Source organism: Aquimarina litoralis (genome assembly GCF_039523995.1).
In the GTDB taxonomy this organism is placed as follows: Bacteria; Bacteroidota; Bacteroidia; order Flavobacteriales; family Flavobacteriaceae; genus Aquimarina; species Aquimarina litoralis.
In genome coordinates, this window is sequence record NZ_BAAAGE010000001.1 from 798,024 (window position 1) to 815,807 (window position 17,784).

Below are 17,784 nucleotides of genomic sequence, written 5' to 3' on the forward strand. Positions count from 1 at the left end.
CTTCACAACATTATATGAATCTTAAGCGAGTTGTAGTCACAGGACTAGGGGCATTAACGCCCATCGGTAACAATATTTCAGAGTATTGGGATGCTTTAGCAAACGGTAAAAGCGGATGCGCTCCTATTACTTATTTTGATACTGAAAATTTCAAGACTAAATTTGCTTGCGAAGTCAAAAATTACAATCCCACAGACTATTTTGATAGAAAAGACGCACGCAAATTAGATAAATTTGCGCAGTACGCTATTGTTGCTTCTGAAGAAGCTATAAAAGATGCTGCTATCGACCTTGAGAAGGTTGATAAATTCAGAGTGGGTGTCATCTGGGGTGCTGGTATAGGTGGATTAGAAACTTTTCAAGAAGAAGTTATTGGATATGCTAATGGAAATGGAACTCCTCGTTTCAATCCTTTCTTTATACCAAAAATGATCGCCGATATAGCTCCAGGACATATTTCTATAAGAAATGGTTTTATGGGACCAAACTATACTACTGTTTCAGCCTGTGCTTCTTCTGCAAATTCAATGATAGATGCTTTAAATTATATTCGTTTAGGGCATTGTGATATCATTGTTACAGGAGGAAGTGAAGCAGCTGTGACCATTGCTGGTATGGGAGGATTTAATGCTATGCACGCACTTTCTACAAGAAACGAAAGTCCAGAGTCTGCTTCCAGACCTTTTGATGCAACCAGAGATGGTTTTGTATTAGGAGAAGGTGGTGGTGCTCTAATTCTTGAAGAATATGAACATGCAAAGGCAAGAGGTGCTAAAATCTATGCAGAAGTTGTAGGTGGTGGTATGTCTAGTGATGCATATCATATGACAGCTCCTCATCCTGATGGAATAGGAGTAGAGCGTGTAATGCTCAATTGTTTGAGAGATGCAGGTGTTCAACCAGAACAAGTAGATGCTATAAACACTCATGGAACATCCACACCATTAGGTGATGTTGCAGAATTAAAAGCAATTACTAAGGTATTTGGTGATCACGCGCAGAACATTAATATAAATTCAACAAAATCTATGACCGGACACCTATTAGGTGCTGCAGGTGCTATCGAAGCCATTGCTTCTATACTTGCAATGCAAAATAGTTTGGTGCCTCCGACCATCAATCACACTACTGTGGATGAAAACATAGACCCTACATTGAATTTGACCTTAAACAAAGCTCAAAAGCGTGAAATTACATACGCTATGAGTAATACTTTTGGTTTCGGAGGTCATAACGCATGTGTGTTATTTAAAAAATTAGACGAATAATAATGAGTGTTATTCGCAACATACTAAATTCCCGCTCTGAGAAGAACGGGAATTTTTTTTCTAAAATCCAAAACATATTGGGTTTTAAGCCAAAAAGCATTGGGCCTTACGAAAAGGCTTTTACTCATAGATCCTTAAATCTTAAAGACAAAAAGGGAAATGCAATAAACTATGAGCGTTTAGAATTCCTTGGTGACGCTATGTTAAGTAGTGTTATTGCTGCCCATTTATTTAAAGAGGTTCCAGAAGGAAATGAAGGATACCTTACCAAAATGCGTGCTAAAGTAGTAAGTCGCAAACACTTGAATGAACTAGGCAAAGATCTTAAGTTAATAGATCTTGTTCGTACTAATATTCCAAAATCACAATTTGGTATTAATATCCACGGTAATCTCTTCGAAGCTTTAATTGGAGCCATTTATCTCGATCGAGGATTTGTTTATTGTGAACGTTTTATACATGAATCCGTTATCAATCCATATGTTGATATAGAAAGTTTAGAAGGACAAATAATTAGTTACAAAAGTTTACTGATAGAATGGTGTCAAAAGGTTAAAAAGAATTTTAACTATGAAATTTATGAAGATACCGGAAAAGACGAAATGAAACATTTCGCTGTAAAACTCTGGATCGATGATAAAGTAGTAGCAAAAGCCAGAGCAACTTCAAAGAAAAAAGCTGAAGAAAAAGCATCCAAGAGAGCTTATTTCGCATTTCAGTCAAAAATCAATTTCCCATAAAATCTAACTTTTCTTTCATTTCTGTCTTATTAAGCTGTTAATAGACTATTAAATTCTCATTTTGCAGCAAGTTTAAGGTGTAGATTCCTAAAAGATACTAACTCAATCGTTTTCGTATAATATCTTTATCTTTTATTAAACTTCTAAGGAGATTTTATTTGTATATTTCTCGATAATTTTGGAAAAATGTAAATTCTAATGGCAATCCAAAGGCTGGTTTTAGATGATGTTATTGATGATGATTATGAGCTTATTGCCGTTCATAGTTCAATAGCGACTTACAGATTGGCTTTTATTTTAAATAAACATCTAGACTTACGACTTTTCAGAAAAAAAGAAGATATAAATTTTGAACATGAGACCCATACGGCAAGTTTTCCGATGTTTCAGTATCATGATCAATTTAGATATAATATGTATAGTCTGTTGGGAAATAAATTTAAAACAAAAATTAAATCCGATACGATAGCAGCTGAAGGCTTGTTTGCATCAACTGCTGCAGAACGAGCTATTACAGAATATCTAATTCCTGAACTAAAAAATGTAGATTACTTTTTAAAAGTAGAAGCTGAAACTTCCCAATTTTCAAGTAAAGCTCTCATAGAAAATCTACTTACTATTCCACAAATTGTAACCGCTTACGCCGTGGATTATACTCAACTAAAATCAAAGAACAACTTAATATTTGAATAATGCCAAACTCCAAAAAAACTAAGATAGTGGCAACGCTTGGACCCGCTACAAGCACGAAAGATGTACTAAAAAAAATGCTAGAAGCTGGTGTAAATGTTTTTAGAATCAATTTTTCGCATGCTGATTATGAAGATGTAAAAGAGCGAGTAAAAATGATTCGTGACTTAAATGCCAAACATGGGTTTAATGCTGCTATTTTAGCAGATCTACAAGGTCCAAAATTACGAGTTGGTGTCATGAAAGGTGATATTATTGTTAATGATGGAGATCATATAAATTTTGTTACTGGAGAACCTTTTGAAGGAACTTCCGACAGTGTTTATATGAACTATGCAAACTTTCCAAAAGATGTAAAATCTAGTGAACGAATTTTATTAGATGACGGTAAATTAATTTTTGAAGTTGTTTCTTCTAATAATAAAGACACAGTAAAGACAAAAGTAATTCAGGGAGGTCCTTTAAAGTCTAAAAAAGGAGTTAACTTACCTAATACAAATATCTCTTTACCTGCGCTTACAGAAAAGGATGTAAAAGATGCAATTTTTGCTTGTAGTCTAGAAGTAGATTGGATTGCATTATCATTTGTTAGACATGCTCAGGATCTTATAGAATTACAAGACCTTATAAAGCAACACAGCGAACATAAGATTCCGATTGTAGCAAAAATCGAAAAACCAGAAGGTGTAGAAAATATAGATAAGATTGTTGCTTATTGCGATGGACTTATGGTTGCCAGAGGAGATCTAGGTGTAGAAATTCCTGCTCAAGAGGTTCCTTTAATTCAGAAAAAGTTAGTGCTTAGAGCTAAAACGGCTAGGATACCTGTTATTATAGCAACGCAGATGATGGAAACCATGATTGATAGTTTAACCCCAACTCGTGCAGAAGTAAATGATGTTGCCAACTCGGTAATGGATGGCGCTGATGCAGTTATGTTATCCGGAGAGACTTCGGTAGGTAAATATCCTGTACAAGTTATAGCAACTATGACTAAAATAATTAATAGTGTAGAAAACTCTGAGCTTATTCAGGTTCCTCAGGATCCTCCTCATATAAGAACTAATCGATTCATTACTAAATCTATTTGTTACCATGCCGCACATATGGCTAATGACATTAATGCCAAAGCTATCTGTACGTTAACTAATAGTGGTTATACCGCTTTTCAGATTTCTGCCTGGAGACCAGGAGCTCATATTTTAGTATTTACTAGTAACAAAAGAATATTATCACAACTAAGTCTTCTTTGGGGCGTTAAAGCATTTTATTATGATAAATATGTAAGTACTGACGAAACAGTTCATGACGTTAATAATTTAGCATTAGAACGAGGTTTTGTAGAAAAAGGCGATATGCTTATCAATCTAGCGGCCATGCCTGTAATAGAAAAAGGAATGGTAAATACTTTAAGAGTATCACTTATGTAAAAGAATCTCTTTATCACATAAAATAAACAAAACGACTTCTGATGATTATAATTCAGAAGTCGTTTTATTTTAGGCTGAAGCATTAAAAATACCTTCTAGATCTTCTATAGTTATGGGTTTAATTAAGTAATCTTTTACACCTTTGATTCCTTTTGCTTTATTAATATCTACTGGATTGATAGAAGAACTCACAATATACAGGGTAATCACTTTACCAAACTTATTTTTTATTCCACAAAATTGTTCTAAAAACTGCCATCCATCCATTACTGGCATATTAAGGTCAAGAAATATTATTTCTGGAAGATTTTCCTCATCCATATTACTTAAGATAGCTTCAAAATAGCTTAATGCTTCTTTTCCATTCTCAAAAACTAATAAGTTTTTGCAAAGATGTTTTGCTTCAATTATTCGTTTTACCAAATTTACATAGACACTATCATCATCGATGATACATGCTATTCCTATTTTATCGCCCATTATATAAGAATTGTGTGTTTTAAAATTTTATAGTAAATGTCGTTCCTTCATTTACCTCACTATCAACTGTGATAGTTCCATCCAAAGATTCCACTTGATTTTTGGTCATAAACAACCCAATACCCACTGCATCTTTATTATAGTGGAACGTCTTGTACATACCAAATACTTTATCCTTAAAAAGAGTCAAATCAATCCCTCTTCCGTTATCAGAAACTTTTAAGTACGCGTTTCCATTCTCGTTATATGTTTTAATTACAATCACAGGATCCCGTTCTGGATGTTTATACTTTATAGCGTTGGTAATCAAATTCAGTAAAATACTTTCTAAATAAGCTGGTATGTAATCTATTTGTTCTACTTCGGTAAAATCTGGTCGAATTTGACAATTACTGTTACTAATCATATGACTAATTCCATTAACTACTAACTTTAGTGCCTCATTAAAGTATACAACAACTCGTTCTTGTTTATTGTTTGTTTGTATAGTAACCACCTCATTTAGGTGTTCTATAGTAGTATTTAGATTATCAGAAATTGTCTTTACTTCCTTAATGAGCCCTTCTTTCTCTTTAGGATCTTCTATATCTTCTATGAGTTGAACTAATAGTGATAAGTTGCTTGTATGAGATCTAAGATTATGAGAAACAATATGCGCGAAGTTAAAGAGTCTAGAATTCTGAGCGGCTATAATGTCTACCGATTTCTGTAAACTTATTTCTTTTCTTTTGATTTCATCTATATCCTGAAAAACACCTCGAATACCAATTATTTCTTTCCCTTCATTGTAAATCGGTTTCCCGATTGCTCTTGCCCAAAACTCTCTTTTATTAGCTGTGACCATTTTAATTTCTGTATTAAAAGGAGTTCCCATCATAGCGCAATTAAAAAAACAATCCGCTGCTAATTGTCTATGATCCTCGGCATAATAATCTGCAGAATCCTTTAAAGAGGGTTTATAATCCTCTGGGTATTCTAAAATCCGATAGGTCTCAAAATCCCAATAACTTTTTCTTTTCTGAAAATCCACATACCAACTCCCTGTAGAAGTCATCTGTGCAGTCTCTTTATAATAAAAGTTATCCTTTTTTATCGTTCGGTCAGGCTCTATGTTAGTTTCGAAAAAAAATAAAAACTGTATTCCTGCTTTTATGTTTACAGGTAGTTCATCATTCGTAGCACATCGAAAAAATAGATACTGTCCATTTTTGTTACGAATCTTAATGTGCTGTTTAAAATTGGTGTTATTATTTCTGTAGTTAAGAAAATTGTCTCTAAATAAGGCTACGTCTTCTTCGTGAATGAGTTTTGAGATAAAATAATCAAAATTGGGCTTCACATCTTCTTTGGAATATCCCAATACTTCATAAAATTTATCTGACCAATTTTCTCTATACGGATCCTTTAACAATTGCCAATAACCCGTATTGAAATCTTGCATTACGTTATTAAAAAGTTCATTCTGGAGCATTCGAGGTTGGTTAAAATAAATATGTCTAACAAGATAAGAATTTCTAGTTATTTTCCTCTATTCTGTCTAACCTTATTGATAATGCTTTAGTGGAAATTTGCACTTCTATAAACGATAAAAAAAGTGAAATCATAAGTGCAAAAAGACTGATTCCAAATATTAAATTTGCCAAACTGTTTTTCTCAACATACAATAAAAACATTGTAATTACACTCGTAAGAAAGCTAATAATCGCTATGGCTTGCATATTTCTTATAAGCCATAATCGTTTTCTCAAATTTTTAATCTGTAATCCTGTATTCTTCGATCGAGAATCTAAATACTCCTTATGTAATTGTCTTATGAGTGCTGCAATTGCGAGATATCTAGCGTTATATGCCAGCATCGTAAGAGAAATTGCAGGAAAAAGTAATGCCGGAATACCCATTGTAAGTGTCATAACCAAATGATTTTAGACACTAAGGTACTTTAATTTTATAATAGAATTGCCTAAAATGGATTAGTCGTTCTCAAAACTGAATAGACCCATCACATTTTCAAGTTCGTTATCTTGATTCAACCCTGTTCCCCATCGACCACTAAAATCTCCATTAGAGGCATACATATATCCAACCATTACAATTTCTTGTGGTGGTGTGTCATTGGTAGAAAAATTAACAATTACGGTAGCGCCATCAGCTGTCCAAGTTCCTGCGCCTTCAAAATTAGATTCATCTAATGCTGTTAAACTTGCCGTTCCATCCTCAGATAATAGCATACTGGTATCATTAATAATTTCTGAAAAATTCGGTTCATCAGAAGTATCCGTGTCAAACCCACCAATAAAGAGACCATTTTTAAAATTATTTATCATTGTAATCCTTGTAGTAGCTGTTTGAGTAGCATTAACAGCTGTGATAATAATATCTTTCTCTCCTAAAGGTACTCTGTTATCCCAAGAGATAACTCCAGTGAGTTTGTCTATAAAAACCACTCTACCCACAAAGTCATCATCGCCAGGCGTGGTTAATGTTGTCGCAGAAAAAGTGCCTTCATTCCCAGACCAATTTATTTGAGGAGCAGTAGTTTCTCCTGATTGCCGAAATGTAATTTCGATGATATTTTGATCATAATTAATATTTAAATTGTTTGAAGAGTCATCATCATTACTACAACCAATATGTAAACTAATTAGCAATAGACTTACTAGTATTTTTTTCATCTTTTTTTGATTTATTTTTAATAAGCAATATGGAAGGCCTAATTGTCATAAAAAATAGACTAACCTTGTAGTTTCACAGATAATGCAGCCCAAACAATTGCAACTAGAAGTATGGCTAAACCTACAAATTGCCACAGTGGGCCTTTTGCTTTATTTTTTAATATATTAAACTCTTTTCGTATAGGTGTAGGCATTTCTTTCGTGTAAAGAACATTTTTGCAATGCTGACATTGAGACAATCCCTTTTTTCCTATTGGGAATAATGGAATCCAGAAAATATGAGCATGTCTTCTATAAACACTTAAAACTAAAGATCCTTGTGTTCCACAATTTGGACAAACGGACATTTCTGATCTTTCTGATTTTAGGTGTACTGATTTACTTCCATAAATTATCATCTTCTTCGTTTTTGGTGTTTGATTGTTAAAAAGAAAATATAGTTTTACAGATCTAACAAAACTCCCCAAAGTTCAACTTTAGGGAATTTTAAATAGTAATCTCCAGTATTTATTTTATATCAAATAGAGCTGCTATTTCCTCGTATGACATTTTCTCAAAATCCTGAGCTGACCTTCCTGCTACTTGTCCTCCAGGAATGATTATATATCTAAACGCATCATTTAAGAATGGTGCTCCAATATTATTCGTGCCTACACCTTCTACCCCTATGTTAAGTGTTCCAGCATTGATTACTCTGAAGAAATAATTCTCATTTAATATACCATAAAAAGTAACAGGAACCTGATAGATCGTATTTGAAGTACTTCTGGCATATACTAAAATTGTACCTGAATCTAAGATTTCCTGAGTGATTTCAGGAGCATCAATATTAAAAGCGTCAAAACCATCAGTAATATCATCTTCAAATTCAGACGCTATCCAATCTGAGTAAATAACATTAGCTGTTCCAGGATCTCCTTGATCCCCTTGCGGCCCTTGATCACCTTGTGGTCCCTGTTCACCTTGCGGCCCTACAGCTCCATCTTCTCCTTCACAGGAAATAACACTTGCAGATAGTAATATAACTAATACACATCCCATTAAATTTTTCATTGCTTTCATTTTAAAAAAGTATTTAAAGTTAATGGTACAAACTTAATTAGGTGTTGTTTTAAGGATGTCCGAAATATTTGAAATTCAATAAATCCGGACTTTTTTAGGGGTAAACACCTGAGATATTATTGATATAATTCTCTACAAGAAATCAACTGTTTTAAAGCAGTATCTAATTGATATTTCTTCCACAACGGAATATCTTTTTCTATGGTCAAAGGGTTTTGCTTAGACTGGATATATTCTTTTATGGAAACTACAATAGGGTCATTGTTATCTTCAATTTTAAGTATAGATTTTCCGCCAGGAGTACTATAATTTCCTTCATACTCATAACAAAATACAATAACACTATCTCCTTCTTTAACATCTACATCAGCAAAACAATCTGATATTACATAGTTTTGTTCAAGATATGAGCCGTTTGTGGGCTCTACAGAAGTAAGAACTTCATCCACTCTTATTACTCCTTTCCGAGCTGTGTAGTGAGGTTGTTCTGTTTTATTATAGATCTTATCCACTGTCCCTAAAAAAACCAAGCTATATTTTTCACCACAATTTCCAATAAACGGACCACTTTGTGGCCACCAATATGTATATCCAATCTTTAGGGTGTCTTTTAAATTAACCTCCTCTGAAGTTGATAAAACTATATTCTTTTTAAGCTCTCTTTTAGATTTTTTGTTTTCACACTGAATAAAAAGAAATGACACGCAAACAATAGACGCAAGAACCCTGATCAACTTCATTTTTTGATATATAGCTAAAAATATCATTTAAGAGAAAAAGTTACCGTAACATAATACTTTATTGGCGTTTTTATTGCCATCGAATTAAAATATTTCTGCTTATTATTATGGTTTTCAATTTTAATAATCTCTCCAATATTTCCCCCAATATTCTCAGCAATTTTAGTGGCCGAATTTCTGGCATCATCAATAGCATCTTTACTCAGTCTTCCCATTTCTTCATGGGTCATTTCTTTAGATATAATATCAACTTTTGTATTTGTAACGCCTTCCATACTCTGACTCAAAACCAATTTTACTTCATCTAAAGAGGTTGTTTTATAAAAATAAAACCTCGATGTGTTATAGCTATACGAAGTAATCCTATACAGCTCATCCTCTTCAAAACGACTAAAATCGATATTTACTTTACTTAATGAAGCTGCAAATTCTTTAGCTACATCATCTACTGTCTTTCCTTTTATATTTCTGTAACTATCTCCAACAATCTCTCTAAATTCTACATTTACAATATACTCTTTAGTCTCAGTTTGTATATTAGCTTCTCCTATTACTGTTATTGAATTCATCTTTTGTGCATTTAAAATAGTTTGACATACAAGAAGAATAAGTATTGTTATTTTAATAGATCTCATAATTTTCGATTTAAGTTTTTCCTTTATTTTTAAGTTTCTTTATGGCGTAACAGTTTTTTCAATACACCATTCTTCATTTAAATTCTTATGGTGTTGTATAAATCTTGGATTTCCCAATTGTAGAGGACAAAGTGCTATATTTTGATCATTATTGACTTGAAGTTCAACTCTAATTCCAAAACCTATTGTTGCTAATAAACTACCCATTTTGCACTTGATCTCCTTTATAAATAGTAACCTCCACTACATGATCATATATGATAAGCCAAATAGAATTGTTATTTGGTTTTATTTAAATTTCAAAAGCAAAAATAAAATCAAGCCTTATTTTACATGTCCAAGAAGTTTGAATTTCAAAGAATTCGGATAGTATTCAGTTCTTATCATGAACGGCTTTCTTTTTTAACCACACGTAGATTTTCATTTTATTTACCAGATCTCTGCGCTGCCAAATCGGATTCTCGACACAAAGGCTTTGACAGTGTTCTGGTTTGATCTGTACAGTTTTACTCTCAAAACCTTCTCTATTTTTGACTTGTGTATCTTTTATGGTAATAAATTTTCCATGTAAATTTTGAGCATTTTCAACAAATTTTAACACGTAATAATCATGATATGAAGGGAACTTTCTTAAACCAGGATGATTTGTTATCACCTCATCAATTTTTTGTGCAACCATAAATTTCTTCTTCACATTTTCAACTCCATTAGCATCTGTAATATTAATTGTTACGCCATGAATTTTTTCTCCTGTTTTAATATCACTAACATCTATTATTATAATTGAAGACATATCCCAGAAACAATGCTGTGCCTGAGATCGGCAAACACCTATGAATACCATACATAGCATTACATATTTCATTTTAAAATGTTTCATCTCTAAGAAACTTAGTTCTTCCGGCTTTTTACAACGTAGATAAGAATCATCATCAAAACCGGAATTATAAAATAAATCGCGATAGGTATTTTTGATCTATTAGTGTTTTTTTCGGTTTGTTTTATTTCAGTAATCACATCTTCTTTACTTGCTATAGCTTCATTTAACACGAGAGTGTCTTTGGGAAGGTTTTTTAGAGTGTCTGATGTCTTAGGTTTATACTTATTATAATGACTTTCTACTTTTTCGGTTGGAGTATTTGCTTCTTGTTTTATTTTTCCTACCAAAGGTTTTTTGTAATACTTTTTCGAAAACTCGACCTCTGGGTTTTTTCCATTTGTTATCCATCCTATTTCGGTCTCACGTATTTCTTCATAATACTTTTCTCCTTCTGCAATTTCTTCTTTTAATGATTTTTCTAATGCATCGATCGTAAATCGACTTCCTCCTTTTTTGGTGTATTGGTAATAAAGTGTAAGTGCAATTTTTTGATCATATAATGACTTTGTGGCTTTCTCTTTACTGTGAAAGGAAGCCTTAAAATACGCTCTGGTAGCTAACTGTCTTGCTCCCTTTTTCCAACCATCGGCCATTAATAAATCTCCGAGTGCTTCTAGCAAAACAGGTGAGTCGTAATTCCCGAACTTCATCATCCCCATAACTCCTTTAATTGCTTTTTGAAGCTCTTTATTGGGTAGTGATTTACTTTTTAAATTATCTCCACTCTTGTTATAGTATTTGTTACTTAAAAAAGAATAAAAATTATTAAAAGTCTTTATCGGAAATGTTCCTCTAGAAGTATCAAATCCGGGAGATAACGGTAATATGACTTTTCCATTTTTCATTTTACTTTGTACATATTCTACAAGATATTTTTGATAGATCTCTCTCCCAAAGTGAGCATCTGGATTTATAGTAATTGCCTTATCTATAAATTCAATTCCCTTTTCTAATTGACCATTATGGATATAAAAAGTACCGAGATTAGCATATGTTGTATAATTATTCGGAGCAATCTTATCCTTCATTAGAATAATCTGAATTGCTTTAGAGTCATTTCCAATTTTAGAATAAGCAACTGCAAGATCATCGTATAATTCTAGGCTATCAGAAAACGTTTTAAGCTTTTCTTCTCTGTCTTCTATTCTCCATCGATAAAACTCTGGAGAATGCCTCAAAAATTTTCCAGATATTAATTCGATTACATCAGGAAATTGCATTCTCTCCATTTCGACGGTGTCATAATCCCAGAAACAAGAATATCCAAAAAAACTAGTGGAAAAAGCACAAATCACAAATAATATAAATCTTCTCATATGCAAACCTTATTATTTTCTTAGGTTAAATAATCTTGTAATCTTCGCTTAAATTATTATCCTCTAATTTAAAAAAGGACCCTCAATAAAAATAACTAGAATATTTAATGAGGATCCTATAGTAATGAAAAGCGATTGGACAAAAAAACCTGTCATTACAAACTGCTTTTGCACAAAAAATAACCTAACACTAATTAATACCATCTCTACCGTTAAATTACCCAATTAAAATGTGTCTTTTTGCACTCTACTTCAAAATAAAAATGACTCGTAGCTTTGGCTATGACTAATTTTTCTTTTTCCTATATCACAAAAATCCATTATTTCTCTTATGCGTAATGTAATATCAGAACTGGTATAAAAATGCATGTTATCTATTAACCAGACTAAAAATAATTCTTGTTATAGAATTTAATGTCCCGAAAGTTTGACTTTCAAAAAAACAGGACACTTTTAACCATTTTTTCTATAATCACTTGGTGATATACCGGTAAGCTTTTTAAACGCACTGTAAAATGTAGACTTCGAATTAAATCCAGATTCTAGTGCTATTCCTATAATCGTATAGTTTATAAAATTGTGATTTCTCAATTTCGCTTTTGCATCTTCAACTCTGAAGGTATTGATATAATCTGCAAAATTTTTCCCAGTTAATTTATTTACTAGCTGAGACAAATAATTACTGCTAATTTTTAACTTTTTAGCTACACTGTCTAGTCCTAGATGAGGATCTTGATATATTTTAGCTTCTCTCATTAAAAACTCCAATTCTTTATAATAAATATTATCATCAGTAATTCTGCAAGAAGTATTATTACTACATATTTGTTTTAGTTTTTTCTCAGTAAGCTTGGCAATAAGGTGAAATAAAAATACATGATCATCTGTAAAATAGTCTCGTTCAGAATGTTCAGAATCCAAAATGCCAACAATAGCACCATCAATAAAAATAGGAACCGATAATTCTGATAAACGCGAAACATCATCCACTATATATGTAGCATTTGTTCTAAGATCACCTATTCGCTGGTAGTTTTTAGATTGTGCCACAGCACCAACGACACCATCTCCCACTTTTATTTTTATCGGGCTAACAATTTTCTTTTCGCCATTATTTTTATTCCCAAAAGCAGCTTTTTGAATCAGGTATTCTTTTTCTTTATCGAGCATATAAATCACACAATCTTCTAGATGAAGGTGAGCGATACAATTTTCTACAATATCCCAAAGAACATCATTTACATTATTTTTTTCAAAAAGAGAGGTAGCAAAGTAACTTAATACGGATATCGTTTGGATCGGTGCTCTTTCTAATATATTACTGTCAAAGTCTAAAAACACTTCTTCGAGGTATGGAATGCTTGTTATTTCTTTCGTAGATTCTGGCTCTTCTTGTTTCCCTAGCACATCATTCACTTTTCTTCTTGACTTTGTTACAGAAATTTCGTGGTACTTGTGAAACGGAGATGTAGTCCTCTTTTGCGTCGGATCAAATTCTCTATTTATGTTTTGTAAGACAAAAAGAGGAATGTAACGATCTCTAAACAACCAAAATATCACAAAAGAGATCAAACTAATTACGGTATAGGTAATTAGAGTAAAATCTAACTCTCGAATATTATGTTTTGATATTTTAATAATTATAAATAATAGCAATAATCCAATTAATCCATGAATCGAATTAACAATCCTGTTGTTTTTGTTTTCCTGAATATTCATAACCTTGTTTTTTGTCCTTTACAAAATATGATCTTGACCTTAAGGAGATCTTAAAAATCAATACATCTGATTTTGTCGCTTTAATTATAACAACTAAGGTAAAACGAGATTAAAAAATTGTATTGTACTATGGTTACATAAACTTGTACTCTGGTTACATATAGCCCAAAAACACAGTAAATAAAGGGATTCTAACTATTTGCTTCTAAATTCTGAAGGTGGTTTTCCAAACTCTTCTACATATACTCGTGTAAAATATGCAGGATCTTTGAAACCCGTTTGGTATGCAATCTCGGATATAGATAGCTCATTTCTTAATACGAATTCATGTGCTTTTTGCAAACGAATTTTTCTTATAAACTTAGTTGGTGGTAACCCAGTCAAATTTTTAATTTTTCTAAATAAATGAACTCTACTGATGTGTAATCTTTCTGCTAATCGAGGCACCCCAAATTCGTCATTATCCAACTCCTCTTCAATAATCTGCACAACACCTTTCATAAAATGATCAATCTTTTCATTTTCTGAGGTTATCGTTGTGTCACCTCTTTGGTATTTTTCCTGTAGTTTTTTTCGTGTTTTGATCAGGTTATCAACTCTAATTAGTAATTCGCTTCTATCAAAGGGTTTTGTTAAGTATGCATCGGCTCCAATTTTCAGACCTTCTAACTGATTCGACTGCCCTGATTTTGCAGTTAGTAAAATAAAAGGAATGTGATTGGTTGCTAGATCATTTCTGATTTCAGTTCCTAATCTAATTCCATCCCATTCTGGCATCATTACGTCAGATATTACGAGATCGGGAATATGTTTTTTGCATAGCTCCCATGCAATAAGTCCATTTTCTGCTTCGATAATTGTAAAATCTGGAGATAAACAAAAATGAACATACGATCGTACCTCTTTATGATCTTCGGCTATAAGTACCATAGGTTTATCAGGATCGATAACAAAATCATCTGTTTGCTCTACGGTTTTATTGCTTTCGGGCACTAAATCCAAAGGTGCGGTTATTCTAAAAGAAGTTCCTCTTTCTTTTTTACTATCAACTGTAATTGTTCCTTTTAACAATTGAATTAATTCCTTTGTTAGCGTAAGTCCTAACCCAACACCTTCAGGATTTTCGGTGTTTTCTTTAGAGAAAGGATCAAACATTTTAGAAAGAAACTGTTTGTCAATTCCAACTCCAGTATCACTAATATCAATTTTGACTGTATTATTAATTTTATTAATATTTATGTCAAAAGAAACAGTTCCGTCAATGCGATTGTACTTGATAGCATTAGAAATTAGATTAGAACTGATCTTTCTCCATTTATCTTCATCAAAAGATGCAAAAACGGATTCATCTGAACTTGTAAATTTTAATTCAATACTTTTCTGATCAGCTAATGAGGCAAATGAGTTAAAAAGGTACTTTTGGAAAGCGATAAAATCTCCGTCACTCGCATGAATCTCCAACTGATTGTCCTGCATCTGAGCAATTTCTAAAATCTTTTGAACTTGATTAGATAGATGATGGGTTTGATTTTCAATCTGAGAGAGATGTCCATTGGTATTCTTTTCTGAAGAATTAGTCAGTTTATCTCTAATTTGATCAGTTGCCCCTAAAATTACTGTAAGAGGTGTTCTAAATTCATGAGCAATCTGATTGAACCACCGAGTTTTAGATTGAGATAAGTCTTTTATAAACTCTTTTTCTCTTTCGGCAAGTTTTCTCCTCAATTGTATTTTATAAAATGCAAAAACGATCAATAACAATAAAGAACCGTATAGCAAGTAAGCAAGATTCGTTTTATACCATGGTGGTATTACTGATAATACAATACTATCTCCTATTGCCCAAGCATCATCTATATCAAATGCCTTAACCTTTAGAGTATACTTCCCTTTTGGTAGATAAGATAGCCTAACAACTCCATCAAGTTGAACGGGAAGCCAATCCTGATGAAATCCTTCTAGCCAAAATTGATATCTAACATTTTGTGATCTTTCGAAGGTTAAAGCCCGAAAATCAAATGTAATACTCTGATCTTCTGGATATACTTTAATTTCATTATCAACTAATCCTTGTTTTTTGGGAAACTTAGATACTATAGTTGTATCAGATCTGAATTTCGTGTACGATAACCAGGCTAGGTTTGGTTTTTTTTCAGTTGAAAAAGTCAACCGATCGGGATGGAAATATTGAATACCTCCTTCACTTCCCATCCATACATAACCTTCTTCATCCACGTATGCAAAACCTAAAAGCATAGAGTTATCATACAATCCATCTTGAGTGTCATATGTTTTAAATGTATCTTTATCTGGATCATAAGAGATGATTCCATGACTTATACTACTTAACCATATCACACCACTCTTATCACTAGTAACGTTTAAAATTTTATCATTAGGCATTTTACCACTTCGCAAAAACCTTTTAAACTCTCCGGTTTTTGGATCTAAGCAATTAAGGCCTCCATCAGTTCCTATCCAAAGGAATCCCTTTTGATCCTGATGAATAGATTGAATTAAATTAGAGCTTATACTTTTTGGATCATTTATATCATGTCCATATCGTATAAACTTGACTTTACTGTCTTTTGTAATCTTACTTGCATCTGAAAATTTTAATATTCCTTTCCCTATACTTCCTAACCAAATATTATCTTGATTATCCGGATACAACTCAATTATTCCAGTATTGTTTTCGAAGACAGGAATACCAAAATACTCTTGGCTTTTAAGATCATAAATAATGATATTATCCCATTGACCTATCCACAACCTTTGATTCTTATCTTCAGTAATTTTCCAACTAACACTTAAAGGAAATTTTAAATCTGATAAATAAATTGGTATGGTGCTTTCGTTGTTCGGATTTATTTTTAATAAAGCCGTTTGATCTTTGTCGTCTCTTCCTAAAGCATATAAAAATCCATCACTAGCACAAATTATAGTATTTACTGTACTTTTTTGAACTTTTTTGGGAGGATTGGAAGGGTCTTTATCCCAAGAATAAATACCATCACCTAGTGCAAACCATATTTTATTACCACATTCTACAACTTGCCTCACCTGCCCTAAAGTTCCTAAAAAAGGATGCCTAAAAGGCTTATGAGGTATTAATTGAAATGCTCCTAAATTGGTGCCAATCCAATAATTGTCTTCTCTATCTTGGAATATACAATTTGCCTTAATCTTTTTAGAAGATTTAATATTTAGCAATTCTTGTAAAGGCATTACCACTTGATGCTTAAAATCTGGAGAAAACTTATAGATTTTATCTCCCCCGTTTACCCAAACATATCCTTTTTTATCTTTAAAAATAAAAGGACGTTCTCTCACACTGGTTCTATATTCAGATTCGAAGCCTAATTTTTGAAGGTTCCAAATCGTATCGGATTGCCTCGCTATAAATAGTTCTTTATTAGAATATAATAAGAAACTATCTTTAGAAATAGCAGAGATATTTTTATATCTGTTATTCGGTAAGTTTTGTTTAAAAACTGTATCGCCATCTACGACAAATATTTCTTTGGATATTTGTGTAAGTATATATTTTGATCCATCCTCCGCAATACTAATATTAGAAGAACTTTTATCATAAAATCTTCTTACTGTACTATCTTTTAAATTATAACGGTATATCCCTGCGGTAGAAGAGATCCATAGATTTTCTTTAGCATCCTTCACTATATTGTTTACAATAGAAATATCATCATCTAATGTATCCTTGGAGCTAAAAAGAGAATCAAAATTTTCCTCGTATAAATTCACAATATTTACTCCTCCTCCGAGAGTTCCTAGATACAACTTATCATCTCCTTTTAGCTGAGTGATGCATCGAACCCAATTAGCCCGTAACGTTTTTGCATCTCCAGGAACGTAGGTAAATAATTTAAATCTTTTGCCGTCAAAACGATTTAATCCATATTGAGTAGCAAACCACATAAAACCATCTTGATCCTGATAAATATCTGAAACCCAATTATTAGACAGGCCATTAAAATGAGTATAAGGTTTCACATGATAGGTTACCTCTACTTGCGCAGAAATAGCTATGCTAAAAATTAGAAAACAAGCATTTAATAATATGATTTTATATAGGTACTTCATTAAGGTTTTTACGTGGAAAAAATTACCGCAGATCTATAATTATCAATC

At 32.4% G+C, this 17,784-nt stretch carries 16 protein-coding genes; 4 read left to right on the forward strand and 12 right to left on the reverse strand.

Features of this window, described 5'->3' with window-relative positions; genetic code table 11:
• Positions 1–14: 14 nt before the first annotated feature.
• The 4 genes from fabF to pyk all read left to right on the forward strand — a co-directional run bounded on the left by fabF (position 15) and on the right by pyk (position 4,128).
• The gene (gene fabF, locus ABD077_RS03110) at positions 15–1,268 is read left to right on the forward strand and encodes a beta-ketoacyl-ACP synthase II (RefSeq protein WP_343910394.1); all 1,254 of its coding nucleotides are present in this window, start codon (positions 15–17) and stop codon (positions 1,266–1,268) included.
• A gap of 2 nt (positions 1,269–1,270) precedes the next feature.
• Positions 1,271–2,008, forward strand: coding sequence for a ribonuclease III (rnc, locus tag ABD077_RS03115; RefSeq protein ID WP_343910396.1), 738 nt, complete (start codon positions 1,271–1,273; stop codon positions 2,006–2,008).
• Positions 2,009–2,206: 198 nt separating this feature from the next.
• Positions 2,207–2,701, forward strand: coding sequence for an IPExxxVDY family protein (locus tag ABD077_RS03120; protein WP_343910398.1), 495 nt, complete (start codon positions 2,207–2,209; stop codon positions 2,699–2,701).
• Positions 2,701–4,128, forward strand: a complete 1,428-nt coding sequence (gene pyk / locus ABD077_RS03125; RefSeq protein WP_343910400.1) for a pyruvate kinase — start codon at positions 2,701–2,703, stop codon at positions 4,126–4,128. The genes ABD077_RS03120 and pyk overlap by 1 nt, the downstream gene beginning before the upstream one ends.
• A 69-nt stretch (positions 4,129–4,197) precedes the next feature.
• On the opposite strand, the gene ABD077_RS03130 is transcribed toward pyk, so the two are convergent.
• From ABD077_RS03130 to ABD077_RS03185, 12 genes are all read right to left on the reverse strand, one after another.
• Positions 4,198–4,608 carry a response regulator gene (locus ABD077_RS03130; protein ID WP_343910402.1) on the reverse strand — a complete coding sequence of 137 codons (411 nt, stop codon included), beginning with the start codon at positions 4,606–4,608 and terminating at the stop codon, positions 4,198–4,200.
• Between the two features lie 19 nt (positions 4,609–4,627).
• Entirely contained in the window at positions 4,628–6,079 is a 1,452-nt protein-coding gene (locus ABD077_RS03135) for a PAS domain-containing sensor histidine kinase (protein WP_343910404.1), read from the reverse strand.
• Between the two features lie 43 nt (positions 6,080–6,122).
• Entirely contained in the window at positions 6,123–6,518 is a 396-nt protein-coding gene (locus ABD077_RS03140) for a DUF2721 domain-containing protein (protein WP_299609852.1), read from the reverse strand.
• 60 nt (positions 6,519–6,578) lie between these two features.
• Positions 6,579–7,280 (reverse strand): hypothetical protein, encoded by a 702-nt coding sequence (locus ABD077_RS03145; protein WP_343910406.1) that lies wholly within the window; start codon positions 7,278–7,280, stop codon positions 6,579–6,581.
• Positions 7,281–7,339: 59 nt separating this feature from the next.
• Positions 7,340–7,678: a zinc-ribbon domain-containing protein gene (locus ABD077_RS03150; protein ID WP_343910408.1), complete on the reverse strand. Its 339-nt coding sequence runs from the start codon at positions 7,676–7,678 to the stop codon at positions 7,340–7,342.
• Between the two features lie 109 nt (positions 7,679–7,787).
• On the reverse strand, positions 7,788–8,333 hold the full coding sequence (locus ABD077_RS03155) for a hypothetical protein (RefSeq protein ID WP_343910410.1): 546 nt from the start codon (positions 8,331–8,333) through the stop codon (positions 7,788–7,790).
• A gap of 125 nt (positions 8,334–8,458) precedes the next feature.
• Entirely contained in the window at positions 8,459–9,082 is a 624-nt protein-coding gene (locus ABD077_RS03160; RefSeq protein ID WP_343910412.1) for a hypothetical protein, read from the reverse strand.
• 23 nt (positions 9,083–9,105) lie between these two features.
• Positions 9,106–9,651 carry an SIMPL domain-containing protein gene (locus ABD077_RS03165; RefSeq protein ID WP_343910414.1) on the reverse strand — a complete coding sequence of 182 codons (546 nt, stop codon included), beginning with the start codon at positions 9,649–9,651 and terminating at the stop codon, positions 9,106–9,108.
• 439 nt (positions 9,652–10,090) lie between these two features.
• Positions 10,091–10,597 carry a hypothetical protein gene (locus ABD077_RS03170; protein ID WP_343910416.1) on the reverse strand — a complete coding sequence of 169 codons (507 nt, stop codon included), beginning with the start codon at positions 10,595–10,597 and terminating at the stop codon, positions 10,091–10,093.
• Between the two features lie 11 nt (positions 10,598–10,608).
• Positions 10,609–11,913 (reverse strand): tetratricopeptide repeat protein, encoded by a 1,305-nt coding sequence (locus ABD077_RS03175; protein ID WP_343910418.1) that lies wholly within the window; start codon positions 11,911–11,913, stop codon positions 10,609–10,611.
• Between the two features lie 453 nt (positions 11,914–12,366).
• Positions 12,367–13,632 (reverse strand): helix-turn-helix domain-containing protein, encoded by a 1,266-nt coding sequence (locus tag ABD077_RS03180; RefSeq protein WP_343910420.1) that lies wholly within the window; start codon positions 13,630–13,632, stop codon positions 12,367–12,369.
• Positions 13,633–13,827: 195 nt separating this feature from the next.
• The gene (locus ABD077_RS03185; RefSeq protein ID WP_343910422.1) at positions 13,828–17,736 is read right to left on the reverse strand and encodes a hybrid sensor histidine kinase/response regulator transcription factor; all 3,909 of its coding nucleotides are present in this window, start codon (positions 17,734–17,736) and stop codon (positions 13,828–13,830) included.
• Positions 17,737–17,784 lie beyond the last annotated feature (48 nt).